At 66.2% G+C, this 26358-nt stretch carries 19 protein-coding genes and 1 tRNA gene; 8 read left to right on the forward strand and 12 right to left on the reverse strand.

The features are described 5' to 3' along the window. Window positions 1–76: 76 nt before the first annotated feature. The 9 genes from artA to J2744_RS10435 all read right to left on the reverse strand — a co-directional run bounded on the left by artA (window position 77) and on the right by J2744_RS10435 (window position 9142). A complete protein-coding gene (gene artA, locus J2744_RS10395; RefSeq protein WP_210113290.1) occupies window positions 77–1039 on the reverse strand; it encodes an archaeosortase A in 963 nt (320 codons plus the stop codon). A gap of 179 nt (window positions 1040–1218) precedes the next feature. Continuing rightward, on the reverse strand, window positions 1219–1671 hold the full coding sequence (locus J2744_RS10400) for a transcription elongation factor Spt5 (RefSeq protein WP_210113291.1): 453 nt from the start codon (window positions 1669–1671) through the stop codon (window positions 1219–1221). Beyond that, window positions 1671–1847 (reverse strand): protein translocase SEC61 complex subunit gamma, encoded by a 177-nt coding sequence (locus tag J2744_RS10405; protein ID WP_017342689.1) that lies wholly within the window; start codon window positions 1845–1847, stop codon window positions 1671–1673. Before J2744_RS10405 ends, J2744_RS10400 begins: the two co-directional genes overlap by 1 nt. Window positions 1848–1908: 61 nt before the next feature. Next, window positions 1909–3066, reverse strand: a complete 1158-nt coding sequence (ftsZ, locus tag J2744_RS10410) for a cell division protein FtsZ (protein ID WP_210113292.1) — start codon at window positions 3064–3066, stop codon at window positions 1909–1911. A gap of 148 nt (window positions 3067–3214) precedes the next feature. Then, entirely contained in the window at window positions 3215–4645 is a 1431-nt protein-coding gene (locus J2744_RS10415) for a D-aminoacyl-tRNA deacylase (RefSeq protein ID WP_210113306.1), read from the reverse strand. A 96-nt stretch (window positions 4646–4741) separates the two neighbouring features. Further along, window positions 4742–5692: a calcium/sodium antiporter gene (locus J2744_RS10420; protein WP_210113293.1), complete on the reverse strand. Its 951-nt coding sequence runs from the start codon at window positions 5690–5692 to the stop codon at window positions 4742–4744. Window positions 5693–5770: 78 nt separating this feature from the next. Next, on the reverse strand, window positions 5771–5965 hold the full coding sequence (locus J2744_RS10425) for a DUF7333 family protein (RefSeq protein WP_210113294.1): 195 nt from the start codon (window positions 5963–5965) through the stop codon (window positions 5771–5773). A gap of 111 nt (window positions 5966–6076) precedes the next feature. Then, window positions 6077–7000 carry a PhzF family phenazine biosynthesis protein gene (locus J2744_RS10430; protein WP_210113295.1) on the reverse strand — a complete coding sequence of 308 codons (924 nt, stop codon included), beginning with the start codon at window positions 6998–7000 and terminating at the stop codon, window positions 6077–6079. Between the two features lie 84 nt (window positions 7001–7084). Then, window positions 7085–9142, reverse strand: a complete 2058-nt coding sequence (locus tag J2744_RS10435; protein ID WP_245203303.1) for an ATP-binding protein — start codon at window positions 9140–9142, stop codon at window positions 7085–7087. A 143-nt stretch (window positions 9143–9285) separates the two neighbouring features. On the opposite strand from J2744_RS10435, the gene J2744_RS10440 reads away from it, so the two are divergent. Both J2744_RS10440 and J2744_RS10445 read left to right on the forward strand, forming a co-directional pair. Beyond that, entirely contained in the window at window positions 9286–10632 is a 1347-nt protein-coding gene (locus tag J2744_RS10440; RefSeq protein WP_210113296.1) for an alkaline phosphatase family protein, read from the forward strand. Between the two features lie 71 nt (window positions 10633–10703). Continuing rightward, the gene (locus J2744_RS10445) at window positions 10704–11219 is read left to right on the forward strand and encodes a DUF7097 family protein (RefSeq protein WP_210113297.1); all 516 of its coding nucleotides are present in this window, start codon (window positions 10704–10706) and stop codon (window positions 11217–11219) included. Between the two features lie 9 nt (window positions 11220–11228). On the opposite strand, the gene J2744_RS10450 is transcribed toward J2744_RS10445, so the two are convergent. Then, window positions 11229–11969, reverse strand: coding sequence for a hypothetical protein (locus J2744_RS10450; RefSeq protein WP_210113308.1), 741 nt, complete (start codon window positions 11967–11969; stop codon window positions 11229–11231). Window positions 11970–12109: 140 nt separating this feature from the next. Here J2744_RS10450 and J2744_RS10455 point away from each other — a divergent pair, with 140 nt between their 5' ends. The 4 genes from J2744_RS10455 (at window position 12110) to gltB (ending at window position 21483) form a co-directional block, all read left to right on the forward strand. Next, complete coding sequence (locus J2744_RS10455) at window positions 12110–12775, forward strand: DUF6517 family protein (RefSeq protein ID WP_210113298.1); 666 nt, start codon at window positions 12110–12112, stop codon at window positions 12773–12775. A gap of 2295 nt (window positions 12776–15070) precedes the next feature. Then, window positions 15071–16249 (forward strand): hypothetical protein, encoded by a 1179-nt coding sequence (locus J2744_RS10460; RefSeq protein ID WP_245203305.1) that lies wholly within the window; start codon window positions 15071–15073, stop codon window positions 16247–16249. 119 nt (window positions 16250–16368) lie between these two features. Then, window positions 16369–16536 (forward strand): HEWD family protein, encoded by a 168-nt coding sequence (locus J2744_RS10465; protein ID WP_210113299.1) that lies wholly within the window; start codon window positions 16369–16371, stop codon window positions 16534–16536. A 231-nt stretch (window positions 16537–16767) separates the two neighbouring features. Continuing rightward, window positions 16768–21483 (forward strand): glutamate synthase large subunit, encoded by a 4716-nt coding sequence (gltB, locus tag J2744_RS10470; protein ID WP_210113300.1) that lies wholly within the window; start codon window positions 16768–16770, stop codon window positions 21481–21483. 24 nt (window positions 21484–21507) lie between these two features. Here the strand turns inward: gltB and J2744_RS10475 are convergent, their stop codons facing one another. Next, window positions 21508–23640 (reverse strand): ABC transporter ATP-binding protein, encoded by a 2133-nt coding sequence (locus tag J2744_RS10475; protein ID WP_210113301.1) that lies wholly within the window; start codon window positions 23638–23640, stop codon window positions 21508–21510. Between the two features lie 552 nt (window positions 23641–24192). Here J2744_RS10475 and J2744_RS10480 point away from each other — a divergent pair. Continuing rightward, complete coding sequence (locus J2744_RS10480; protein ID WP_210113302.1) at window positions 24193–24741, forward strand: SRPBCC family protein; 549 nt, start codon at window positions 24193–24195, stop codon at window positions 24739–24741. 83 nt (window positions 24742–24824) lie between these two features. After that, window positions 24825–24896, forward strand: a tRNA-Ala gene (locus J2744_RS10485). A gap of 287 nt (window positions 24897–25183) precedes the next feature. On the opposite strand, the gene J2744_RS10490 is transcribed toward J2744_RS10485, so the two are convergent. Continuing rightward, window positions 25184–25993, reverse strand: coding sequence for a hypothetical protein (locus J2744_RS10490; RefSeq protein WP_210113303.1), 810 nt, complete (start codon window positions 25991–25993; stop codon window positions 25184–25186). Between the last annotated feature and the right edge of the window lie 365 nt (window positions 25994–26358).

Genomic DNA, 26358 nt, shown 5'->3' on the forward strand with positions numbered 1-26358 from the left:
TACCCGTCGGTCACGTCTATAGCTTGCTATATAGTACTATGTATTCGCTGGCGGTTTCGGGGACCCGACGCCGCTCCTACCGGTTCGTCGGCTCCCGCGGGAGGTCGAGCGCCTCCGTCAGGTCGTGTTCCTCGCCGGTGATGAGGTAGAGGACGTCCTCCAGGATGACCGCGAGTTCGGGCAGCTCGCGCACCGCGAGGAAGGTGATCGCGATGAGCGCCACGACCGCCAACAGCTGGCTCATGATGCGGTCGGAGATGAGGAAGGAGACCCGATACGGGTCGGTCGCCCCGAACATCGTCAACACGAGATCCGGGTACCAGTGCATGTACTGGTTGCCCGCCACCACCGAGATGAACGTCGTCCGGAGGATGTTCAGGACGTAGATGAGCGGAATCGTCACCCCGAGCGCGCGGAGCTTCCGGGAGAGCGGCGCCTCGACGGCGGCCACGAGGCCGCCGAAGATGGCCATGCTCCCCAGTCCGGTACACGCCAGCACGATGTGGATGACGACGGTGTGGCCGTCCGCGAGGGTCCACGAGTACGCCGCGTCGTACCCCTCGCGACTCGTCACCGCCTCCGGCGCGTACCCGAGGAGGTCGATGAGCATCCCCGTCTGCGTCGCGACGACCTCGATGAGGACCCGACGGGGTTCCGGGACCGCGATCCCGGCGAACGTGAACGCCGGAATCGTCTCGAACGGCAGGTAGATGAATAACATGATTGCGATGGCCCGAGTGAGGGTGAAAAGCGACGCGCGCCCGTCGTACAGGAGGTACCCCGCGTACACACTGGCCGGAAAGCCGACGAGCGCGAGGATCGACTCCACGTAGCTCTGGTGTTCGAACGCGAAGTACGGCACGGTCGAGAGCCAGAAGAGGCCGAACAGCGCCCACGTCGCGGCCGCGAGGGTGCGGCCCGCGGACAGTCCGCGGCTGTCCAGCAGCCACGCCGTCGCGAAGAGGACCGCGACGATCCACGCGAACGTGAACGTGTCGGGGATCACGCTCAACACCGCCGGCACGCCGTGGCCGAACATGTCCGTACGGTCCGTCGTCGTCGAATAAAGCCCTTGTCGTTGCGTGCGACACCGCCGTCAGCGCGTCGGACCGGGACGGCGCTGCTCCGCCGCGCGTCGTGCTGTCTGCTCGATACGAGAACTTACCGCTCCTCGCTGTCGGCTCGCGGCGTGTCACGCCGCTCGCTCAATATGAGGAGCTACCGCTCCTCACTGTCGAGCACGCGGATCTGGTCGCCGCGGACCGTCACCGGAATCGGGACGGTCGCCTCGTACAGCTCGACGGTCACCTGGTCTTTGCCCTCGTCGATCCGCTGGACGCGCGCCTTCTCGCCTTTGAACGGCCCGGCGATCAGCTCGACGATGTCGCCCTCGGCGATCCCCTCCACGTCCGGGGTCGGCGAGAGGAAGTGCTCGACCTCCGAGAAGGGGCTCTCGGCGGGACCGTCGCCGCCCTGAATGACGCCGTTAGCGTGCGGGATCTCGTCGAGGATCCGGCCGAACGCAGCGCCGTCGGTGGCCTCGACCATCACGTAGCTCGTGAGCTGGTCGGGGGCGATGACGGCCTGGATCTCGGGCGTCTCCTTCTCGGCGAGCATGTCCGCGACGGTGCGCTCCTGGCTCGCCGTCGTCTTGACCGAGTAGATCGGCATTACGCGCCGACCCCCGGGAGCAGGCTCATGATCGCAAAGATCAGGAAGCCGATGAACCCGATGAGCAGGATCCCGGCGCCGGCGATCTTCGACACCTGGAGGAACTCGTCGGTGCTCGGCGTGCTCGCCAGCTTCAGCACCCGAATGTAGCTGTTGAGATCGTACGGAACGTCCATGTTACCAGCGGATTCGAGACGAGACGGTTTTTACCTTTTGATGCGCCCCTGCGCGGTCGGACTACTCCACGTAGTCGATGTCCTCGACGTCGTTGGGAGCGCTCCCCTCCGGCGGCTCGCCGTTGTTCCCGTAGATCTGCGGCGACTCGACGCCGGTCACGACGATCATCGTGCGCATCTCGCCCTCCAGCTCGTCGTCGACCGAGGTCCCCCAGATGATCCGCGCGTCGGGGTCGATCCGGTCGTAGATCTCCTCGACGACGCCCTCGGCCTCCTCGATGGACATGTCGGTGCCGCCGGTGACGTTCACGAGCGCGGAGTTCGCCCCGGAGATGTCGACGTCGAGCAGCGGCGAACGCAGCGCCGACTTCACCGAGTCCTGCGCCTTCGAGTCGGAGTCGGACTCCCCGAGTCCGATCATCGCGACGCCGCCCTTCTCCATCACGGTCCGGACGTCGGCGAAGTCGAGGTTCACCAGCCCGGGCATCGTGATGAGTTCGGTGATCCCCTTCACCGACCGCATCAGCACCTCGTCGGACACCTTGAACGCCTGCCGGACCGGGAGCTTCCCGACCGCGTCGAGCAGGCGGTCGTTGGGGACGACGATGACGGTGTCGCTCACGTCGCGGAGCCGCTCTAAGCCGGCTTCCGCGTTCGTCCGCCGGACTTCGCCCTCCGCCGTGAACGGCGTCGTGACGATGGCGATAGTGAGCGCGCCGGACTCGCGGGCGGCCTTCGCGACGACCTGCGCCGAGCCGGTCCCCGTGCCGCCGCCCAGCCCGGCCGTGACGAACACCATGTCCGAGCCGTCGATGGCGTCCTGGATCTCCTCTTGGGACTCGATGGCGGCCTCCTCGCCCACCTGCGGGAGCGAGCCGGCGCCGCGGCCCTGCGTCTTCTGCTGGCCCATGAGGATCTTCGTGTCGGCCTCGATGTTGACGAGGTGCTGGACGTCGGTGTTCGCGGCGACCAGCTTCGCGCCGTGGATCCCCTCCTCAGTCATGCGGTTGACCGTGTTGCCGCCGGCGCCTCCGCAGCCGACGACCGTGATGTTCGTCTGGAGGTCCTGGAGGACGTCCTGTAGCTCGTCGTCGGTCATCGTTCCGGTCTGTGGCGGCGCGCCGGCGCTCCCTCCGGCGGCGCTCTCGCCGGCTCCCCCGGCGTCCGCTGCGGGGGCCTCTTCGGCTTCGTCGATGGCGTCCTCTACGATGGAGTCCATTATATGGTGTCGTTGCGACCCGGACGTATTTATTTTTGCCCGTTCGTCTGACGCGAGTCGGACGCCAAAATCGCCGGCATTCGCGCCCGATCGCCCGAGTACGGCCGCTCGGTCCGATATCGGACGATCGATGTCATTTATAAATCACTCAGTCCAGCGCGTCGCCGTCGATCGGGAACCGATCCGTCCGCGTCCGCGACACGTCGCCCGGCTCGACGGTCTCCCCGTCGACGTCGACGGTCTCCCCGTCGGCGAGCCGTCCGAACGCCGGTCCTTCCGGGACGCCTCGTTCGGCCGCCAAACCCGGATCGAACGCCGTTTCGCGGGCGACGACCGCCCCTTGCTCGGGGAGCGCCTCGACCGCGTCGTAGCCCGCCTCCAGCACCGCCGCCAGTCCCTCGACGAGATCCTCGTACCCCGGTGTACCCGGGGCCGTCGCGAACGCGACGCTCTCGGCCGCGCGGGTCCCTCCCTGCTCCGTGTCGAACGCGACGGCGACGGACTCGACCGCCTCTCGGGCGGCGTCGGCGTCGAGTCCCTGCGCCCGCGCGAGCAGATCCGTCGGGAGGTCGCGGACGCGGACCGCGTCGCCGATCGCGTCGACGTCGCCGTCGGCTCCGGCGGCCGCGACCGCCTCGGCCGCCTCGTCGACGACCGCACCGAACCGCAGTCCCTCGTCGACGGGACCGATCGCCGCCTCCAGCCGCTCGACGAGCGGGAGCGGCGCGTCGCCGACCTCGCGGACCCACGTCTCGCTCACGACCCGGTGGCCGAGGTCCTCGACGACCGCGGCGAGGTCGGGGTGGTCTCCGTCGACCACGGCGTGGTCGGCCCGACTCCGCTCGAAGGCGGCGTCGATCACCTCGCGGTTCGCCGCGGGCGCGCCGAGGTCGGCGAGCGCCCAGTCGGCGCCGACGTGGCCCACCCCCCACTCGGTCTCGCGGACGATCCGGGTGAACCGCGGCGCGTAGTGGCCGCCGCCGAAGCCGACGACGTGGCGGGGGCGACCCTCGGAACCATCGGACAGGTTCGCGCCCGTCCCGCGGAGGTCGAGGACTGCGCGCGCGACCGCCCGGGCCGCCTCCGGGTCCTCCCACTGCGGCTCGTCGGAGCCGAGTTCGACGAACAGCGACGGGGCGGAGACGTCGGTCGGTCCGTGGTGCGTGCACTCGATGCCGACCTCGTACCCGTCGGGCGCGTGTCGCGCGAGCGCCTCGACGACGCGCTTCTCCGCGCCCGGCGCGGCCCGCGCCAGCGACTCCGGCTCGCCGCCGTACTCGGCGCCGCCGAAGTTCCCGGTGACGTGTGCGGTCAGCAGCTCCCCGGTCTCGCCCGAGTGTCTGGAGACGAACGCGAGGAACGCCGGGTCGCAGTCGAACGCGGCGACCGGGTCCGACAGGCGGATGTGGAGGTCGTCGAACTCGCGGAGCTCGAACCCCGCCGTCCGGTAGTAGGTCCCGCCGCCGTCTGCGTCCGGGAGCGAGTCGTCCTCGCGAGCCTCCCAGTTACCGACCTCCAAGAGCCGCTCGCCGATGTGCGCCGAGGCGCTGTCGGCCCGGCTGACGACGATCGCTATCACGCCACCCGCTCCGCCGCCCGCGACCGAATACCCGTCGGTTCCGGTCTCCGGGACCGACCCCGCCGCGTTCGCACCGACCGCCACCGGTCCCCCGCGCTACGGCAACAACAGGTACACGAAGACGCCGTAGCCGACCGTGAGGACCGCGCCGTCGATCCGGGTGATCCGCTCGCCGTACGCCATCAGGCCGACGGCGCCCGCCGTGAACGCGAGCAGCGCGGGGAACTCGAAGCCGCGGACGCCCGGGGCGACGCCGATGGGGGTCACCACCGCGACGATGCCGATGACCGCGAGGACGTTGTAGATGTTCGAGCCGACGACGTTGCCGACGCTGAACTCGGCCTCGCCGCGCACCGCGGCGACGACGCTCGCGGCCAGTTCGGGCAGCGACGTGCCGAGCGCCAGCACCGTGAGTCCGATGAAGATGTCGGAGAAGCCGGCGGCCGACAAAAGCGACTCGCCGCCGTCGATCAGCCACCGCGAGCCGAGCACGAGCGCGACGATGCCGCCGACCACCATCGCGACGTCGCGCGCCTTCGCGTCGGGCATCGCGTCCCGCTGTTCGTCCGAGATGGCCGACTGGTTCCGCTGGACGTTGCGGAGGACCGCGGCGGTGAACACGACGAGCGCCGCCAGCAGCACGACGCCGTCGACGAGACCGATCCGCCCGTCCCAGCCGAGACCGACGAGCAGCAGCGCGGCCAGCACCATGAACGGGACGTGCCGGCGGAACACGGTGTCGGAGACGTCGAGCGGGCGGATCAGCGCGGAGATCCCCAACACCAGCCCGATGTTGGCGATGTTCGAGCCGACGATCGCGCCGAGTCCGATGTCGGTCGACACCGTGACCGCGCCGAGCAGGGAGACGAAAAGCTCCGGGGCGGTCGTCGCGAACGCGACGACGGTGACGCCGACGGTCGACGCCTTCAGCCCCACGGCGAGCGCGAGGTCGCTCGCGCCCGCGACGAGCAGTTCGGCGCCGGCGTACAGGAGGGCGACGCCGCCGGCGATCAACAGCAGTTCGACGAGTGGCGACCCGGGCAGCACGGCTCCGGGTTCGCGTCGCCGTTTCAAAAGGGTCGTGATCCCCGGTCGCTCGGGAGGACGCCCGCTATCGCTCCGCGATCAGGCGTGCGCCGACCGGAACTCGCCGTGTTTCACGCCGAGCGCGAACGCGATTCCCCCGAAGACGAGCATCGACGGGACGACCATCATCAGCGTCGTCTGAAGCGCCATCGGCGTGGCGACGATCAGCCCGGCGGCGCCGATCGCGACGATCAGTACGAGCACCGCTACCGCGCGCGGAAGGTCGAACTCCATGCCCGAAGTACGTCGCGAGCGATCCTAAACGTTCGGTCCGCGGTGCCGGCTTCCGGTGCGGGGCGAGGAGCCCGGGTCGGAGCGACGCCGTCCGCGGCTCCGCGGCCGCGCTCACGCCTCGATTATCTCGTCTTCCTCCTCGTCGGGGATCCGGATCTCCCCGTCGAGCGCGACCGTCGCGAGTCCGCCGACGCGGACCCCGTCCGACTCGACGCGAACGCGGACGTATCCGGGCCGGTCGACGAAGTGTCCCTGCTCGAAGCGGAGTTCGTCCGGTTCGTCGCCGTCGAAGGCGTCGACGTGCCGGAGGTACCCCCCGACCGCCCCGCTCGCGGTGCCCGTGACCGGGTCCTCGGAGATGCCGAGCGAGGGGACGAACGCCCGACCGTGGAGCGTCGAGTCCCCTTCGAGCGCGTCGAAGGTGAACGCGTACACGCCAGCGACGTCGAACTCCTCGGAGAGGCGCTCGACCGCCTCGTCGTCCGGGTCGGCCTCCCCGAGCCGCTCCAAGAAGTTCACGGGGACGACGAGGAACGGCAGTCCCGTCGACGCGACCGCGACGGGGAGGTCCGCGCCGACGTCGCGCAGCGCGGCGGGGTCGACCCCGAGGGCCGACGCGACGCGGTCGAGGTCGACGTCGACGACCTCGACGTCCGGCGCCTGCTGACGCATCCAGACGGTGCCGTCGTCGTCGACCGCGACCGTGAGGTCGCCGACGTTCGTCCGGAGCGTGCGCTCGCCGCCGTCGATCGCCCCCTCGGCGAACAGGGCGCCGTAGGTCGCTATCGTGGCGTGCCCGCAGAGGTCCACCTCCGTCGTCGGCGAGAAGTAGCGGAGCCGGTCGTCGGCCGCGCCGTCCCCGGCCGCTTCGTCCGCGGCGGTCAGGAACGCCGTCTCCGAGGCGCCGAGTTCGGCGGCGACGGCGGCCATCCGGTCGTCGCTCAACCCCTCGGCGTCGGGGACGACGCCGGCGGCGTTCCCGGCCAGCGACTCCGCGGCGAACGCGTCGACGAGCAGCGCGCGTCGGGTCTCCATGTCGACCCCTCCGCGAGTCACGGACAAAAAGCCTCCCGAGCGAGTCGGCGACGCCGGTGCCGCGACCGTCGCGGCCGTTTTCGCTCACTTCGTTCGGCGGCGGACCACGTTCCCGAACCCGAACCGCGCGCCCCCGCCGTCGGCGTCGGTCGCCAGCACGGTCCACCCGTGGGCCTCGGCCACCGCCTTGACGATGCCGAGTCCGAACCCGGTCCCCTCCGGACTCGTGGTGTACCCCGTCTCGAAGACGCGCTCGCGGTCCGATTCGGGGATCCCCGGTCCGTCGTCGGCGACGTAGAGGACGTCGTCGTCCCAGCCGACGGTCACCGTCGGGGCGTCGCCGTCTTCCGAACCGCCGTGTTCGGCGGCGTTGCGGAACAGGTTCTCGAACAGCGTGCGGATCCGCGAGGCGTCCCCGACGACGGTGCCGAGCGGCTCCGCCTCCAGCGCGGCGTCGCCCGTCGCTATCGTGTCCCACGCCTCGTCGACGACCCGGTCGAGGTCGACGGCTTCCGCGTCGACGACGCGCTCGCCGAGCCGGGCGAACGAGAGCGCGTCGGCGATCAGCTCCTCCATCCGATCGAGCGCCTTCGCCGTCCGCTCTAAGCGCTCGTCGTCCCGCGACTCTCTGACCAGGTCGACGTTGCCCGCGGCGATGTTCAGCGGGCTTCGGAGGTCGTGGCTCACGACGCTCGCGAACTGTTCGAGCCTGTCGCGTTCGCGGCGCATCTCCGCTTGGGTCTCCCGACGCTCCAGTTCGTACCCCACCCAGCGGGCCATCAGGTCGACCAGCGTCGCCTCCCACTCGGAGAACGGGACGGGCCGGTCCTCGCGGTCGTAAAAGCAGAACGTCCCGTACACGTCGCCGTCGACGACCACGGGGGCGCCGACGTAACAGGAGATTCCCTCCCGGACGAACCCGGGACGCGAGGACAGCTCCGGGTCGGACGCGATGTCGCGCACCTGAAGCGAGGCCTCGGTGCTCACGACGCGCTCGCAGTTCGTCTCCTCCAGGTCGACGACCGCGCCCGCCCCGAACGACCCCGTCGCGTCGTCCGCGACCTCGACGACGTACCGACTCCCCTGAACGTGCGAGAGCAGCCCCGACTCCGCGCCGATGACGTCGCGCCCGAGCGCGAGCAGCTTCTCGACCTTCCGCTCGAACGGGTCGTCCTTCGCGGAGATGATCTCGTAGAGCCGGCGCATCACGCGCTCCCGGCGCTCCAGCTCCTCCCGCTCCTCGACCGCCTCGGTGACGTCGCGGAAGTACACCGAGACCCCGCTCGCGGACGGGTAGATCCGCGCCTCGAACCAGCTGTCGGCCGGCTCGTAGTACGTCCGCGAGTCGGTCGGCTCGTCGGTCTCGCGGGCGCGCTCGAAGGCGATCTCGAACTCCGTTCCGGCCGCGTTCGGGAACGCGTCCCAGATGCTCGTCCCGACGAGCGCGTCCGCGTCGGTCGCGCCGCCGCCCGCTGTCGCGTCCCCGCCCGCTGTTGCGCCGTCGACGCGCCCCTCCGCTGCGTCCGCTCCGCGCCCGTCGACCGTGTCGGCGAGTGCGGCCGCCTGCGCGTTGAGGTATGTGATCGCGTCTTCGTCGTCGACGGCGACGAAGCCGTCCGCCATCCGATCGAAGACCTCGAATCGGTCCTCGTCAAACGGGAGCGTTTCCGCGTCCGACCGGTTGGCCGTGACCGCTCGACAGATCCGCTCCGCGACCGCTTCGGCGACGCGCTCGGCTGAACCGGCCGATTCGCCCTTTCGGACGTACCCCGTCGCGCCGGCGTCGACGGCCGCGGCCGCGATCCGCTCGCTGCCGGCGTCAGTGACGAGAAACACCGGGATCGTCGAATCTCTGTCGCGGACGCGACGGAGGACGTCGAGTCCGCTCTCCGTGTCATCGATCTCGGTCCCGTCCCGGCCGCCTCGGTCCTCCCCGTCCTCCGTTCCGCCGATTACGTACTCGGTGACGACGCAGTCGTACGACTCGCTCTCCACGGCGGTCGCGGCGGCCGCGTGATCGCGGACGCGTCGTATCGTCGCGTTTCCCGGGGACCGATCGAGCGCGTCGCCCAGCGCCGCGGCGAAGCGGTCGTCGCCGTCTGCGAGCAGCACGCGCACGGGCTCCGGAGTCATCGTTCGCATCTTCCCCGCTACTCACTTGTGTATATGGGTCTTCAGACGGGAACTCAGATCGGTCGATCGATCCGGCCGCGACGCGGGCCTCGCCCCCCGTCTCCCCGCGCGCCGATGTCAATCCTTTTGCCTTCGACCGCGGATGGGTGTGTATGGGTCTCTTCGACCGGCTGCGAGGGAGCGACACCCCGCGCGTGGCGTTCATCGGGATCGACGGGCTCTCGTACCGGCTCGTCGCCGACAACCCGGAGACGTTCCCGACGCTGTCGGCGATCGCGGACAACGGTGAAGGTGGGGGGATCGACAGCATCGTCCCCGCGGAGTCGAGCGCGTGTTGGCCGAGCCTCACGACTGGCAAGAACCCGGGCGAGACGGGCGTGTACGGGTTCCAGGACCGCGAGGTCGGCTCGTACGACACGTACGTACCGATGGGCCGCGACGTCCAGATCCCGCGGCTGTGGGACCGCGCGACCGACGCGGGGCTCGACGCGACCGTGATGAACGTCCCCGTCACGTTCCCGCCGCAGCGGACGGTCCAGCGGATGGTCTCGGGCTACCTCTCGCCCGACCTCGACGCGGCCGCGCACCCGGAGGAGCTTCGCGAGTATCTCACCGGCAGCGACTACCGGCTGTCGGTCAACGCGAAGCTCGGCCACAAGGCGGACAAGACCGAGTTCCTGACGCACGCCCGCGAGACCCTCGACGCCCGCGCCGCGGCGTTCGAGCGGTACGTCGAGCTGGACGACTGGGACCTCTTCGTCGGCGTCTTCACCGCTCCCGACCGCGTCAACCACTTCCTGTGGGGCGACTACGAGGACGGCGGGACCTACCGCGAGGAGCTGCTCTCGTTCCACGCCGCGCTCGACGAGCACATCGGCTCGATCCGCGAGGCGCTCCCGAGCGACGTCACGCTCGTCGTCGGCTCCACGCACGGGTTCACCCGACTGCGGCACGACGTCTACTGCAACGAGTGGCTCGAGCGCGAGGGGTGGCTCTCTTACGAGGGCGACGACCACGACGCGCTCGCCGACATCGACGACGACGCCCGCGCCTACTCGCTCGTTCCCGGCCGCTTCTACCTCAACGTGGAGGGCCGCGAGCCGAACGGCGTCGTTCTCGAAGACGAGTACGAGGAGACGCGCGCCGAACTGCGCGAGGCGCTGGAGTCGTGGACCGGGCCCGACGGCGACCCCGTCGCCGACCGCGTCGTCGACCGCGAGACCGTGTTCCGAGGCGACCACGCCGCCATCGCGCCCGATCTCGTCGTCGTCCCGAACGACGGGTTCGACCTCAAGTCCGGGTTCCGGTCGCACGACGGCGTGTTCGACGCCGACGGGCCGCGAACCGGGATGCACGCCTTCGACGACGCCGCGCTGTTCGTCGATCACCCGGACGCGACGGTCGGAGACGCGGACCTCCTCGACGTCGCGCCCACTCTCCTCCGCCTGCTCGACGTCGACTACGGCCGCACGGACTTCGACGGTGCCAGCCTGGTCTGACCCTTCGGCACCTTCCGCGTCTTCCCGCTCCGGGCGACCGAATTGAAGTGCGTCCGCCCCCACCGCCCGGTATGGAGCGCACCCCCGACGGGACCCCCGTCGGCGTCGACGACCCGTACGCGGTCGCCGGCGTCTGCGACCACCTCACCGACGACGGTCGCTGCCGCTTCGCGCTGACCCGGGCGGGCGACGACCCCGAGTTCGCGGCCGACCGACGCGGCGACGGCTACGACTGTCACGTCGGCGCCGACGGCGAGTGGCGCGCGTGTCCCCACTACCGGTCGACGACCGACGCGAAGGCCTGCGTCCGGTGCGGGGTGGCGGACGTGCGCCTGGCTCACGACGACTCTCGCCCGCTCGTAGAGGAGCACCACCTCTCGTACGGCGGGGGCGGCGACGACTCGCACGAGATCACGGTCGGCCTGTGTCGCTGGTGTCACGCGAAGGTCCACGAGTCGATCGCCCGGATCGACGACGACGCGAGACCGGACCCCGAGGCGATCGCGGAGCGCGAGCGACGGCGCGAGACCCAGCGCTCGGCGTCCGCGTTCGAAACCGCGAGCAAGCGGTACGACAGCGAAGAGTAGGTCCGCGGTTCAGGCGTCTTCAGTCGGCCGGATCAGGTTCGCCAGCGCGACGAGCAGCCCGAGGAACCACCCGAGCGGCACCGAGATACCGATCCACATCAGGACGTAGCCCAGCCCGGGCAGCCCCCACTGCTCGCCGAACGTCTCCAGGTCGAACGCGCCGCGGAGAATCTCGTTGATCCCGCCGACCGCGAGGAACGTGTCGAGGATCCACTCGGCGAGGTCGTAGCTCGGCGGTAAGATTAGCTCCTCCAGCGTCGGCGTGACGAGCGCGGCGACGACCGGGGGCAAGAACAGCGCCGTCATCGCGAACGGGTACGCGAGGAGGACGCTGACGAACCGCCCGCCGACCTTCGAGAAGCCGGCTGCCAACGCGGCCGAGACGACGGCCACCGCGCTGGCCGCCCCGACCGCGATCACCGCGTCGAACGGGAGTTGGAGGTGCGTGATCACCGTCAGCGTTCCCCAGACGACGGCGGCGACGAGCACGGCGCCGGCGACGCCGATGCGGGTGACCGCCGAGTCGAGCTTCGCCGCGTAGTAGCGCGTGGCGAACCCGACGAGCAACAGGGGGTACGCGACCGCGACGAGCGGCGCGCCCAGCACCGCCCAGAGGTAGTAGCCGACCGACTGAACGGTCGTCTCGGGCTTCCACTTGCCTAAGACCGCGCTCGGATCGAGCTGTCGCGGGAAGACGATCTCCATCCACGTCTCGTGGAGGCGAACCACGTCTAAGAAGAGGGCTTCCACCAGCCCGATTTGTCCTCGGCGTTCCATTTGCCTCACGTCGCGTGCGCCACGACGTGAACTTTGTGCCTTCGGCTGCGGCGTTCTCGCGACCGATACCCGCGCCGACAGTCTTAAAGAACCGTACTGACCTACGTACCCGTATGAAACGACGTGGGCTGCTCGCGGCACTCGCGGCGTCGACCTCGGTCGCCGTCGCCGGGTGTGCCGGCCAGAACCAGAGCTTCGACCTCGACGCGGAGTCGGCGCAGGTCCCGGAGAGCGCGTACGCTGACGGGTACTCCGGTCAGGAGCCGCAGTCGTTCTCCATCGACCGGGAGTTCAACGCCGCGGGCGTGAACGTGGAGGTGTCGGCGACAACGTGGGTCGCCCGGTACACCAACGAGACGATCGGATCCGCGCTGTTCGTGGCGAGCACCCCGGACGAGTCGGTCGCCGGACAGTCCGTCAACCCCCTCGTCAGAGCCGACGGCGCGGAGCTCATTCGGCAACTCCTCAACCAGGTCGATCAGCAGGGGATCGGCGGCAACGGGACCGACATCCAGACGGACGACATCGAGGAGGTGGGCGAGGAGACGCAAACGATCCTCGGCGAAGAGGACGTCACCGTCTCGAAACTCGAGACGACGGTCGACGCGGATGTCGCCGGTTCGAATGGTCAGAGCGGCTCCGTCGAAGACGTGCCCGTCCTCGTCTATATCGCCACCGTCCAACACGGCGACGACGTCATCGTACTGGTCGGTATCCATCCGGAAGCGATCGACCAGTCCGACCAGCTGCTCTCGATGATGGGATCGGTCGAACACTGACCGGCTTCGGCCACGCTCCCAGCGGCCCACTCCTCGTACTCTTGACCCGTTTCGAGGTCAGAAACTGCTCTAACTCTCCTGTGAATTTCTCTCCGAACACGGCCGCAGTCTTGCGGTTATTTCTTTGATCGGAAGCTTTCACGTCCGTAAGTCATTTATAAGTAATCAACCCGAGTGAAAGATCCCGCGGTGTGACAAGAGGCGCTTCGCGGGCGCCGCGGTCGACCCTCGATACCGCGCTGCCCCGAGAGCGATCGCTCTGGCATCCGTGGCCCGTTCGCTATGACCCGGATGCGATCGCTCCCATGGCTGTCGATTGGCATTGCCGTCTGCTTCGTGATTGGTACTGTTGTGCTGTTAATAAACTCAGGAACAATCGCAGTCTCTGGGGTATTATGGAACGTAGACGGTGCAAGTGATCTTACCATCGGAACTGAGGAGGAGCAGGTAATTAGCGGTATCGAAGTAATTCAGTCTGATAATCCTGTGAAAATTCACATTGGAGATCTCGTCGCTTCTGGAGCAAAATTAGATCATAATGCTACCTCATATCGAATTGTCTCCGAAGAGGGGACAACTAATACTGGTGTCTATTTAGAAAATGTAAATGACACTAATTCGACAGTTGTCATCTCTGAATCGGTGATCCCTGGTTCCAAACCATTTGATCTTTATATTGAGAATATCGACACAACAAATGTTAGTAGGTACAGTCGGGAAAGTTCAAGAATTAACCGCGACATTTCTTATACTGCCGAACAGGGAGGGAAGAAAGGTTCCGTTGAGTTCAACATATCATCACCTGGGTCTATTAAATTGGAGGGAGATACCTATGATGAAACAACACAATCTATTTTCTATAATTATTCTGTTAACGTCAGTTTAAGCTCCAATCTTTCTGTGACAATTTGGGAGGAAAAACACAACGGAGATCTTGGACAGAAGATTGGCACTGTAGGACTGTCCAGCAAAAATATATCGCTTAGCGATACTGATATTGAAGGTGAAACGGACGTTATTATAGGTCTCCATTCCCCTCAGAATAAGCACGGCTTTGATGCGATCTACGCGTTAGATACAGCAACTATCAATGTTTCAGTACCTGCCCAACTTGTAGGAGGTCCATTTTATTATAGCAGGACTCAAGCAAAGGCAGAGTCCAACAGTACTCTTCTATTTGAATTTAATACGAATATATCTGAGACTCAAGGTCACGTTGACATTAATTTCTCAGATGGAAATACAATAGAAATTGCGCTCAACGATCATGTTCAGAGATATGATGTAGACGATAATCTTCTGTACGTATATCCATCTAATTCATCAAATATCACTAAACTAATGATTAATGACATCTCCCTTAACAATATCACATCCACTTCAAGTAATACTCCGCTCAAAAATGTCTATACTTCACCTACTCATGTAGCTACGATAGTCTCTGATAGAGGTGAATACACTATTAATCGTGGGGCAAATATTGGATTTAGATCGCAACGCCGGACCCAGTATAACCTTTCCAGTGTTAATGGGAGAGTAGTCAGAAAAATAAATACTACAGATCAGAATAAAATCCATAAATTTAGCACCGACGGACTTGTGGCTGGATCCTATTCGTTGACCTCGAGATCTGGAGATCGAAATATCCCAATAGAATTGGTTAACTCTACGATCAGCATCGAGACCACAGATACAGTAGCCAGTTCACGGATACCAGTATATATTGAACAAAACGGAACGAGACGGGGTATAGCTCTTAAGATGTCAAAACCAAACTCTGAGGAGGTATATCGTGATGAGCTCATATTGAATAAATCCTCTAATACTAGCAGATTTATTCCAGTTTCTCAACCAGGAACCTACAGTATAATGATATATGACCCGAACACGGATATGACTGCTACTCAGGATGTGGATGTTGTTGAGGTCAAAAAACCCACAATATCTACGAACATCAACAAAAACCTCTCTACCGGTAGCCATCTCAATTTCACACTTAATACAACATACAATCGCTCATCAGTTTCGCTACTATCTTCAGATGACAATATTACCACACTCGAACTCACGACCACAGATACGGGCCCTACGCCTATCTCAATCAACACGTACGCGTCGCCGGACTCTCCATCGGAGTTCGTCACGACCGGTCCCGGCGTCAGCGTCGATTCGGTCACCGGGAGTACCGACCCACTCCCGCCCGGGACGTACGACCTCACGCTGCGGTCGGAACACGGTACCGCGGTCGCCAACGACACTACCACGATTACGGTGGACCCTCGATCGACGACCGACATGACCGCGTACACCACGCGCGAGGCCGCTCCGGAGGGCTTCGAGAACGCGACCGCGGTCCGGAACGCGATCGCCGACGGGACGCTCACCGCGGCGGCGACCGCGACCGCGAACGACACGCTGGTCTACGCCGTGAACGCGACCGGACTGACCGGTCTCCCGGCGGCCGCGAACGCGTCGCTGGAGCGCGGCGCGGACCTCGACCGCCTCGACGGTCTCTCGTTCGGGGTGACGCGGACGAGCACGGACGACGCCAACGGCTCCGTCGAGGGCGGTTCACTCGGGTCGACCCCGAACGAGTCCGCGGTCCACCTCGACCGCGACGGCCTGTTCCTCGTCGCCGACGGCGAGACCGCGTTCGGCACCGAGCCGCCGCCGGCCGACGGTGAGACGTTCGAAGCCGGGTTCAGGGTCGATGACGACCGACTACGCCGGGCGGACGACGGCGACCATCCGGTGACGACGCGGGTAACGTACGCCGCGACCGACTCGGTCGACGCGCACGCGGAGAACGGGAGCGAGGGCGGACCCGCCGCGACACCGCCGTCGGAAGCCGAACCGGCCGGCTCGTCCGGGACCGGGACGTCTTCCGAGTCGGGGACGTCGGGCGCCTCCGGCGCTCCGGGCGGCTCGGGCGACCCCAGCGGCTCGGGCGGCACCGATGGCTCGGACGCCACCGGCGGTTCTCCCGGTGCCGGTCCCAGCAGTTCGGCCGGTACCGGAAGCGCTGCGAGCGGGGACGGTCAGGGACCGTCCGACGGATCGCGCGGCTCGGACGGTGGTCGCGCGACCCCCCGTCCGGGAGTCGGGATCACGGTCGCTCCCGGTGTATCGGAGCTTCCGGCGTCCGCGGGGCCGCCGCAGATTTTCGGTCCCGGGCGGACGGACGACGGCACAGGCGGTCCCTCGGCGCAGGGGTCCAGTCCGGCCGACGAGCGGTCCAGCGGCGGCGGAGCGTCCGCGACCGATTCCGAGGCGGCGACCGGCTCGACCGAGTCTGTCGAGTCGCCCGGTGCGGGTGACTCCCCCTCCGACGAGGACGCCGCGAGCGACCTCGGGTACGACGACGCGCCGATCCGATCGACCGTGTACGACCTCCCCGGGTTCGGTCCCGTCGGATCGCTCGCGGCGGTGGCGTGTGCGTCGCTGCTCGCCCGCTGCCGTGCGCGTAAGCCGTGAAATCGGGACTGCCAAGACGACCCGGGATACCGGAAGACGCTTGCCGGATCGACCACCGAAGCTCGTTCGCTGCCGCCGATCCCCGATATCCTTTTCTCGGCGCCGCCGTTCGATCGGGTATGAGCGTGACCATCACACCGCCGGAGGAGCGCATCTGCGAGCTGTGCGGGCGGGAGGAGCGGTGGGACGACGAGGTCGACGGGTGGCGGATAGCCGACGACCCCGGGAACGTCTACTGTATCCACGAGTGGGACATCAATGGCACGTTCGTCCCCCTCGACGAGTAACTCCCGACTGGACGTTTCACCACTCGTTTCGGAATACGCGAAACGTTCTCAGAGCTGTTTCAGGATCTCCGTTGGGACCGTGCCCAGAAACGAAAATTACTGATCGGTTCTAAGGTGTGTGATTTGTTCACCACCCGTTATGAATAATTACCTTATATTCCCTAATGTGTGTACGATGGATCCTACCCCTATCAGGGTCATACCTTTAACTATTCATCCGTGAGGGGGCGTATGACCAAGTCACGTAGTACCACCCGGGGCGTACGCGACTCGGAGTCCTCGGGTCAGGAGGGGGGACTCGCGGCGCCGACGGACGACCGGTCGAACTGCGGTATCGGCGGCGTCGTCGACCTCGACGCCGCGCCGACGCACGAGGCCGTCACGGACGCGATCACGCTGCTCGAGAACCTCGAACACCGCGGGACGACCGGCGCCGAGGAGAACACCGGGGACGGCGCGGGGATCATGGTCGCCCGCCCCGACGGGTTCTTCCGCGAAGTCGTCGACGCCGACCTCCCGGAGGAGTACGCGGTCGGCTCCGTGTTCATGCCGCCGGAACCGGGCGTCCAGGCGGAGATCCACGACGTCATCGCCGAGGTGTGCGCCGTCTACGGGCTTGAGGTGCTCGCGTGGCGCTCGGTGCCCACCGACAACGCCGACCTCGGCGCCACGGCGCTCGAATCGGAGCCGGAGGTTTCGCAGGTGTTCGTCGCCCCGGTGGAGGGCGCGGATCTCGCCCAGCGGTTCACGACCGAGGAGACTCGCCCGGACGACGCCGACCCCGACTTGCTCGGATTCGACCGCGCGCTGTACGCGGCCCGCCGCGAGATCGAGAACGCGGTGTCCGAGGTCGACGGCGCCGGCCGCTTTTACGTCTGCTCGCTCGACCGCCAGCGCGTCGTCTACAAGGGGCTGCTGAAGGGGTCGCAGCTCGCCGACTACTACACGGACCTGACCGACGAGCGGTTCGCGAGCCACGTCGCCCTGGTCCACGCGCGCTTCTCGACGAACACGCTCGGCGCGTGGCACCTCGCGCACCCGTACCGGAACATCGTCCACAACGGCGAGTTCAACACGATCCGCGGGAACGTCAACTGGATGCGGGCCCGCGAGAACGACCTCGAACACCCGGCCTTCGGGGCCGAGCTCGACACGATCAAGCCGGTGATCGACGACCCGAACCAGTCGGACACCGCGAGCGTCGACAACGCGCTCGAACTCCTCCTCCAGACCGACCGCGACCTCCCGCACGCGCTCCGGATGCTGATCCCCGAGGCGTTCCGCGGCGACGACCTGATGGACGACGACCGGGCCGATTTCTACGACTACCACGCCTCGCTCGTCGAGCCGTGGGACGGGCCCGCGCTCGTCATCGGCTTCGACGGCGAGCGCGTCGCCGGTGTCCTGGACCGCAACGGTCTCCGGCCGTGTCGCTACGAGGTGACGACCGACGACCGCCTCGTCGTCGGCAGCGAGGTCGGCGCGCTCCCGACGGACCCCGCCGACGTGCGCCGCCGCGGTCGGCTCCAGCCCGGCGAGATTTTCGTCGCGGACCCGGAGACGGGCCGGATCGTCCCCGACGACGAGGTGTTCGAGGACCTCACCGACGAGAAGTACGGCGAGTGGGTCGACCGCGGCCAGGTCGGTCTCGACGGACTCACAGACGAGGACGGGGTCGCGGCCGGGATCGACACCGGCCACGACGCGGCTCGCGACGACGGATCGGAGGAGGTCGAGGCGGACGAGACCGAACCGACAGTCCGCGCCCATCAGGCCGCCTTCGGCTACACGACCGACTCGCTGAACCACCTCGTCGAGCCGATGGCGGAAGACGGGAAGGACCCGGTCGGCTCGATGGGCGACGACACGCCGCTGTCGGTCCTCGCCGACATCGACCGCCCCCTCTTCACCTACTTCAAACAGCTGTTCGCGCAGGTGTCGAACCCGCCGATCGACTACATCCGCGAAGAGCTGGTCACCTCGCTCGAGACCCGGATCGGGAACCAGCGCAACCTCCTGGACGAGACGCCGGAACACGCGGAGCAGATCGTCGCCGACACACCGGTCCTGACGGACGCAGAGACGACCGCCCTCCGCGACCTCCCGGGACCGGGCGAACGGACGCCCGGCGATAGCGACGAGGACGCGTCCGCCGGACCCTCGTTCACCTCCGTCGTCGTCGACACCACCTACGACCGAGACGGGTCGCTCGTCGACGCCGTGACCCGGGTCCGCCAGGACGCTGCGGCCGCGATCGAGGACGGCGCCGACGTCGTCGTGCTCTCGGACCGCGCCGTGGGACCGGATCGACTCGCGGTGCCGAGCCTGCTCGCGACCGGCGCGGTCCACCACCACCTCGTCCGCAAGGGGCTTCGCAACCGCGCGGGCGTCGTCGTCGAGTCCGGTGAGCCGCACGAGGTCCACCACCTCGCGACGCTCGTCGGCTACGGCGCGGACGCGGTCGACCCGTATCTCGCGTACGCCTCCATCGCCGACGTGGTCGCCGGTCCGGATGGCGCCGACGAGGACGAGGCGCTCGCGGCGTACCGCCACGCGCTGGAGGACGGTCTCCTCAAGACGATGGCGAAGATGGGCATCTCGACGATGGAGTCGTACCAGGGCGCCCAGATCTTCGAGGCGGTCGGGCTGGACTCCGAGTTCGTCGCCGAGTCCTTCGAGGGGACGGAGATCCGGACCGAGGGGATCGGGATCGAGCAGATCGAAGACGACCTCCGAACCCGCCACGCGATGGCGTTCGGCGCCGACCCCGAGCTTGAGACCACCGGCGAGTACGAACACCGGTCATCGGGCGTGAAACACGGCTGGAACCCCCAGACCGTCGGCACGCTCCAGCAGGCGGTCCGCGGCGGCGACTACGATCAGTACCGCGAGTTCGCCGAGCTGGTGAACGACCAGACCGAGGAGCTGCAGTCGCTGCGCGGTCTCCTGGAGTTCGACTCCGACCGCGACCCGGTACCCGTCGAACAGGTCGAGTCGGTCGAGTCGATCGTCGAGCGCTTCTCGACGGCCGCGATGAGCCTCGGGAGCATCTCGCCGGAGGCCCACGAGAACAACGCCATCGCGATGAACCGGCTGGGCGCGAAGTCGAACACGGGCGAGGGCGGCGAGCCGCCGGAGCGGTTCGACACCGAGAAGGAGTGTACCGTCAAGCAGGTCGCCTCCGGGCGCTTCGGCGTCACCTCGGAGTACCTCGCGAACGCGGAGGAGCTACAGATCAAGATGGCGCAGGGGTCGAAGCCCGGCGAGGGCGGCCACCTCCCCGGCGAGAAGGTCAACGAGATGATCGCGCACGTCCGGTGTTCGACGCCAGGCGTCGGGCTCATCTCGCCGCCGCCCCAACACGACATCTACTCGATCGAGGACCTCAAACAGCTCATCTTCGACCTGAAGGCCGCCAGCCCCGAGGCCGACGTCAACGTGAAGCTGGTCTCGGAGGCCGGTATCGGCACCATCGCGGCCGGGGTTGCGAAGGCGAACGCCGATGTCGTCCACATTTCCGGTCACGACGGCGGGACCGGCGCGTCGCCGAAGACGTCGATCAAGAACGCCGGCCTGCCGTGGGAGCTGGGACTCGCGGAGGCGAACCAGATGCTCCGCGCGACCGGCCTGCGCGACCGCATCCGCGTGTCGGCCGACGGCGGGCTGCGGACCGGCCGCGACGTCGCGGTCGCGGCCGCGCTCGGCGCCGAGGAGTACGTCTTCGGCACCGCGTCGCTCGTCACCTCCGGCTGCGTGATGGCCCGCCAGTGCCACGAGAACACCTGCCCGGTCGGCGTCGCCACCCAGCGCGAGGACCTCCGCCAGCGGTTCCCCGGCCAGCCCGACCACGTGATCAACTACATGACGTTCATCGCGCAGGAGCTGCGCGAGATCATGGCCGAGCAGGGGTACACCGAGCTGGAGGAGTTCATCGGTCGGCCCGAACTGCTCACGCAGCGGGAGACCGACCACGAGAAGGCGAAGCACCTCGACCTGTCGGCCGTGATCGCCGAGCCGGCGGGCGAGTCGCGCACGAAGGTCCGCGAGCAGGCCCACGCCGGCATCGACGACCTGCTCGACTGGGACCTCATCGACGAGGCCGCGCCCGCCATCGAGGACGGCGCGCCGGTTGCGCTCACCCGCGAGATTCGCAACGTCGACCGCGCGGTCGGCGCGACGCTCTCGAACCGCGTCGTCTCCGAACACGGCGGCGAGGGGCTGCCGGACGACACGGTCTCCTGCCGGTTCGACGGCGAGGCCGGGCAGAGCTTCGGCGCGTTCCTCGCGTCGGGGATCACGATGGAGCTGTCGGGCGCCGCCAACGACTATGTCGGTAAGGGCCTCTCCGGCGGCCGGCTCGTGATCGACACGCCAGCGGAGGCCAGCTACGACCCGACCGAGAACGTCGTCGTCGGCAATGTCGCGCTGTACGGCGCCACCTCGGGCGAGATGTACGTCAACGGCGTCGCCGGCGAGCGGTTCGGCGTCCGTAACTCGGGCGTCAGCGCGGTCGTCGAGGGCGTCGGGGACCACGGCTGCGAGTACATGACCGGCGGCGTCGTCGCCGTCCTCGGGGACACGGGCCGCAACTTCGCGGCCGGGATGTCGGGCGGCATCGCGTACGTGTACGACCCCGACGACCGGCTCGACGACCGCGTGAACCGCGGGATGGTCTCCGTCTCCGAGACGCTCGACGAGTCCGACGAGCGGATGCTCCGCCGACTCGTCGAGAATCACCGGGCGTACACCGACAGCGAGCGCGCGGCCGACCTGCTCGACGACTGGGACGCGGCGCTCGACGACTTCGTCCGCGTCTTCCCCGACGCGTACGCCGACGTCATCGCCGAGGGCGTCGGCGACGACGTGCGCGACGAACCGCCTGCGCCAGCCGCCGCGGTGCCGGACGCCGGCGTCGACGCGGCCGGGCAGGTCTCGGGCGACGACTGAGGGGCGGAAGAAAGCGGGCGTCCGCTAATCGAGCGTCTCCGAGTCGACCTCGCTCTCGGTCGTCGCGCGCTCGACCGCGCGGTCGACGTGGCGCTCGCGGGCGCGCTCGACAAACTCCTCCGGCAGCTCGTCTATCTCGCCGGCCTGAACGCCCCAGAGCTTCGCGTACAGCCCGTCCTCGGCGAGCAGGTCGTCGTGGGTGCCGCGCTCGACGACCTCGCCGTCCTCCAGCACGAGCGCGGTGTCGGCGTCCGTCACCGTCGAGAGGCGGTGCGCGATGACGAAGGTGGTGCGGTCGGCCGCGAGCCGGTCGAGCGAGCGCTGGATCAGCATCTCCGTCTCCGTGTCGACCGCCGAGGTCGCCTCGTCGAGGATTAAGATCGCGGGGTCCTGAAGGACGACCCGAGCGATGGCGAGCCGCTGGCGCTGGCCGCCGGAGAGCTTCACGCCGCGCTCGCCGATCCGCGTCTCGTAGCCGTTCGGCAGCGACGAGATGAACTCGTGGGCCTCCGCGGCCTTCGCGGCCTCGACCACGCGCTCGCGGATCGCCTCCGCGTCGCCCCGCGCGTCGTCACCCCCGTCACCGCCGCCCTCGTTGATCCGCGTAAACCGCCCGTAGCGGATGTTCTCGGCGATGGTGCCGTCGAACAGCGTGGTGTCCTGCGCGACGTAGCCGACCGACGAGCGCAGGCTCTCGACGGTCACGTCGCGGACGTCGTGGCCGTCGACGGAGATCGCGCCGTCGGTGACGTCGTACAGCCGGAGGAGGAGCTTCAACAGCGTCGACTTCCCGGCGCCGGTCGGTCCCACGAGGGCGACGGTGTCGCCCGGGTCGGCGGCAAAGGAGACGTCGCGGAGGACCTCTTCGTCGGCGTCCTCGGGGTCGACGAGGGCGTTCTCGGGGTACGCGAAGGAGACGTCGTCGTACTCGACGGCCCCCACGACGCCGCCGTGGTCGGCGGGAGTCTCGCCGGAGCCGTCGCCGCTTGCGTCGCCGCCGTCGTCGGTTCCGCGGTCGTCTCGGGTCCCGCCGTCGCCCCGGGCGTCGCCGCCGAGTTCGATCGCGTCGTCGTCGTCCTCGATGCGGACCGGGATGTCGCGGAGGCCGAACACGCGCTCGCAGGAGGCCTTCGCGTTCTCGTACTGGTCGATGATGTTCGACACCTCCGCGAGGGGGGCGACGAACTGCTGGGTGAGGAGGACGAAGGTGACGAACGTTCCGACCGTCAGCTCCGTCGTGAACGGTCCCGGCGGGCCGTTCTCCAGCCAGAAGCCGCCGACCGCGAAGGTGGCGGCGAACGCCAGCCCGGCGAGCAGCTCCATCCCGGGCCGGTAGACGTAGTTGAGCCGGAGGATCGACATCGTGCGCTGGAAGTACGAGAAGGACGCGTCCTCGACGCGCTCGCTCTCGTGGGACTCCGTGTTGGAGGTCTTCACCAGTTCGACGCCAGACAGCGCGTTTTCGAGGGCGGTGTTGAGGTCGCCGACGACCGAGCGCTGCGCGACGTACCGCGGCTCGACCGCGCGCATGAACCAGAGCGTAAAGAGGACCATCAGCGGGATCGCGGCGAGGGTGACGATCGCCAGCTCGTGGTTGTAGTAGACGAGGACGCCCGCGATCCCCACAAGCATCACGCCGAGCCGCGCGGAGTTCTGGAGGGCGTTGTCTAAGAACACCTCCAGGTTCGAGGCGTCGTTGTTGAGGACGGACATGACCTCGCCCGTCTGTTTGTCGTCGAAGAAGGTCATGTCGAGCCGTTGCATCTGGTCGAAGGAGTCGGTGCGGACCGCGTGCATCACGCGGTGCGCGAAGTTGTTCGCGGCGATGCCGTAGATGTACGTGAACACGCCCGTCACGATGAACGACCCGAAGATGAGCAGCACCGAGAGCCGGAACTGCGCGTCCCCCTCGGTGGGCAGCCAGGCGTCCGGCACGATCGGGAGCGTGTAGGGGCCGGTGCCGGTGAAGACGGCGTCGATGGCGACGCCGAGGACGACCGGCGGGATCAGCCCCGCGACCCGGGCGATCACGTTGGCGACCATTCCGATCACGAGCCAATGGGCCTCCGAGGCCCCGTACTCGCGGAACAGCCGACTCAGGGGTCGGTCGACCCGGTCGCGGTACACTTCGAAGGCGTTGCGATCGTCTGCGGACATAGGCGTAGAAACGCGGCGACCCCCATGTATCCGGCGGCTTCGGCGGCCCGTTCCGGGTTCCGACGACCGCGGTTCTCGACCCACCAATCACTTATAAATAACCGACCGAGCGCGGTGGCGCGTGCCTCCGAGCGCCCACGGGGCGCGAGGAGCACGCGCGAGGGACGCCGTGAGCGACGGGCGACCGAAGGGAGCCCGGAGCGAACGGCGAGGCTGGGGAGGTGTGAGGCGCTGTGCGGGTCGGGACTCAAAGGGGCAGCCGCGAGGGCGGCGCAGGCGACGTAAGGACCACAGAGAGCGAGCGAAGCGAGCGACCGAGGACCGCAGCGAGCGTGCGCCGCCCTCGCGGCTGGGGCTTTGGCGGTATTCTCCGCAGATCTGCGATCGGCAGTTTATAAGCAAGCGGCTGGGGCTTTGGCGGTATTCTCCGCTGATCCACCACCTACTATTTATAAGTGTCATACTTCGACGCCTGAAGCGGTGACCGACCCGTCCCAGCGAGAGTGATCTGGTCGCCGGTCGGTTTAATAAGCGTCACTCGAACTCCCGTACGTGGACGAACTTGTCGTGAGTACGGAGGTGTACGCCGACCCCGAGGAGGTGTACGCGTTCCTGCTCGATTTCCCGCGGTACGCGAACTACTCGGAGTACCTCCGGGAGGTCCGAACCGTCACCGGCGACGGCGGTCCCGGAACCCAGTACGCGCTCACGTTCGCGTGGTGGAAGATATCCTACACCGCACGCTCGGAGGTGACCGGCGTCGACCCGCCCGAGCGGATCGACTGGGAGATTACGAAGGACATCGACGCTGGCGGCTGCTGGCGGGTGACGCCGCCCGCGACCGACGGCGGTGACGAGAGCGCCGCCCAGACCGTCGACGCCCCTTGCGAGGTCGCGCTCGAAGTCGAGTTCGACCCCGGCTCCGCCAGCGCCGACGCGCTCGACCTGCCGCGGCTAGTCTCGTTCGACTGGGTGTTGAAGAAGGCGATCCCGCTGATCAGAAGCGAGGCCGAGCAGGTCGTCGAGCGCGCCGTCCGCGACTTGGAGGGGTCGAAGCGCGACGTCGATCTCGACGTGTACGTGGATTCGAACCGAATCTGACGCCCTGCGGCAGCGCCAAACAGCCCACGTCCCCGAGTCGAAGGCCTTAATATATCCAGCGGGGAACGAACAAATGCGTTCGCGGGCTCGTAGATCAGTGGTAGATCATCCCCCTGGCACGGGGAAGGCCCGGGGTTCAAATCCCCGCGAGTCCACTCCTTCACTCCCTTCGGTCGTTCAGTCGTTCCCTCGCTTGGTCCCACTCGCTCACTTCGTTCGCTCGCGGGACCCCCGCGAGTCCATTCGGCTTCCTCCGGTTCCCTGTGTAGTCGAGTAGGTGGTTGCGCTGTGGGTGGAGATTCTTTCCCAGGTCGAGAACCTCGTGTAGACGGCTGTGTTCGCCATGCTTCTGCCCGCAACCTGTATTAAAACTAAGCCCCTATTCGCCAGTTGGGCGAGAAGGATATGCTTCTCGCCAGGAATCCCGTTATGGTATGACCATTTAGTTCTGAGCTTCCTTTTCAATCTCTGAACTGCTGCTAGCGTTTTCCTCTTCTTCACCGTTTAACTCGTCTTTATATTCAAGTGAGTATGGAGGGTCGAACCTCAGAGTTGAGTCTCGACCTGAGATTCGATCCGGAACAACGCGAGAGAGTATTCCGAACACTAGCAAGACGCTCAAGAATACCAATAGTAGCTCACTTAGTGGGATCGGCGCCCCCAGCAGCAGCCTATATCCTATCATCGACAGGATAATGATACTGAATAGCAGAGATATCTTCCCGGCCATTAGTATTCGGTCCAGAGAAAATATGATCCTATCGTTCTGTTCAATTCTACCTCTGTAATCCTGAAGGCGGGTTCTCAGGTAGTCTGAAGACGATTTCTCCGAAGTAATTGTATTGTGGATATCATTTGGATTAGTCATATTGCGAGTATTATATGCTTCATATCCGCCTGCGACTATATTCGCGATGGCTGTTGTGAGCAATCCTATAGAACCAGCTACCGTAGCATGTCTTATTGAAGGACACGACGTCGCATTATACATACACTTGTCAGATATAATTGAATTCCCGAGCTGAGTAAGCGTAGTCGGATCCAAAGCGCCCAGTACGGCAATAGGAACCCCAATTAGGACCAAAATCAGCCGCAAATAGCGTGCCCCCTCCTCGGAGAAGGATTTAATTGCTTCTTGCTGTGTGCTCAAGCGCTGCTTAGCGTTTTCATATTCAACTTTTAGTATGTCTTCAGACTGTGAATTCTTGCTTCCGTATGGACTCTCGTCATCTTCCGGTTCTTCCTCACTCATGTATTATAACCAATGAATATAGAAAGTAGAAAAAGATAGTGTTGAGAGACATCCAGAAGACCTGCGACATGTCGATTTTATACAGAAGCAGATCCTATACTGCGATCTGTAGGGACTGCGAAATATATTTCCTGATGAACGTTGAATGTCGGCCATGAATAATATTGGACTCAAAGAGGTCTTTGCGGTTGTAGCTGGGCTGGTTATACTAGTCGCAATTTTCCGATGGATCTACACAGATATTTCACCATTATTATAGGTGACCTATGATCAGTACATCACAAAGCCGGTTAGTTGAGACGTCTGCTTGCTGAAGGTGTGTCTAATACCAAGCAAGCAGACGGTGAAATCCACGAGGACCAGCT

This window comes from Halorubrum trapanicum (assembly GCF_017873555.1).
Classification (GTDB): Archaea; Halobacteriota; Halobacteria; order Halobacteriales; family Haloferacaceae; genus Halorubrum; species Halorubrum trapanicum.

Excerpts from the sequence above, each read along its gene's own strand:
- J2744_RS10460 (WP_245203305.1), top strand. The coding sequence starts at position 15,071 with ATGACCGCGTACACCACGCGCGAGGCCGCTCCGGAGGGCTTCGAGAAC.
- J2744_RS10465 (WP_210113299.1), top strand. The coding sequence starts at position 16,369 with ATGAGCGTGACCATCACACCGCCGGAGGAGCGCATCTGCGAGCTGTGC.
- J2744_RS10455 (WP_210113298.1), top strand. The coding sequence starts at position 12,110 with ATGAAACGACGTGGGCTGCTCGCGGCACTCGCGGCGTCGACCTCGGTC.
- J2744_RS10405 (WP_017342689.1), bottom strand. The coding sequence starts at position 1,847 with ATGGACGTTCCGTACGATCTCAACAGCTACATTCGGGTGCTGAAGCTG.
- J2744_RS10490 (WP_210113303.1), bottom strand. The coding sequence starts at position 25,993 with ATGAGTGAGGAAGAACCGGAAGATGACGAGAGTCCATACGGAAGCAAG.
- gltB (WP_210113300.1), top strand. The coding sequence starts at position 16,768 with ATGACCAAGTCACGTAGTACCACCCGGGGCGTACGCGACTCGGAGTCC.
- J2744_RS10400 (WP_210113291.1), bottom strand. The coding sequence starts at position 1,671 with ATGCCGATCTACTCGGTCAAGACGACGGCGAGCCAGGAGCGCACCGTC.
- J2744_RS10435 (WP_245203303.1), bottom strand. The coding sequence starts at position 9,142 with ATGCGAACGATGACTCCGGAGCCCGTGCGCGTGCTGCTCGCAGACGGC.
- J2744_RS10440 (WP_210113296.1), top strand. The coding sequence starts at position 9,286 with ATGGGTCTCTTCGACCGGCTGCGAGGGAGCGACACCCCGCGCGTGGCG.
- J2744_RS10430 (WP_210113295.1), bottom strand. The coding sequence starts at position 7,000 with ATGGAGACCCGACGCGCGCTGCTCGTCGACGCGTTCGCCGCGGAGTCG.
- J2744_RS10425 (WP_210113294.1), bottom strand. The coding sequence starts at position 5,965 with ATGGAGTTCGACCTTCCGCGCGCGGTAGCGGTGCTCGTACTGATCGTC.
- artA (WP_210113290.1), bottom strand. The coding sequence starts at position 1,039 with ATGTTCGGCCACGGCGTGCCGGCGGTGTTGAGCGTGATCCCCGACACG.
- J2744_RS10475 (WP_210113301.1), bottom strand. The coding sequence starts at position 23,640 with ATGTCCGCAGACGATCGCAACGCCTTCGAAGTGTACCGCGACCGGGTC.
- J2744_RS10445 (WP_210113297.1), top strand. The coding sequence starts at position 10,704 with ATGGAGCGCACCCCCGACGGGACCCCCGTCGGCGTCGACGACCCGTAC.
- ftsZ (WP_210113292.1), bottom strand. The coding sequence starts at position 3,066 with ATGGACTCCATCGTAGAGGACGCCATCGACGAAGCCGAAGAGGCCCCC.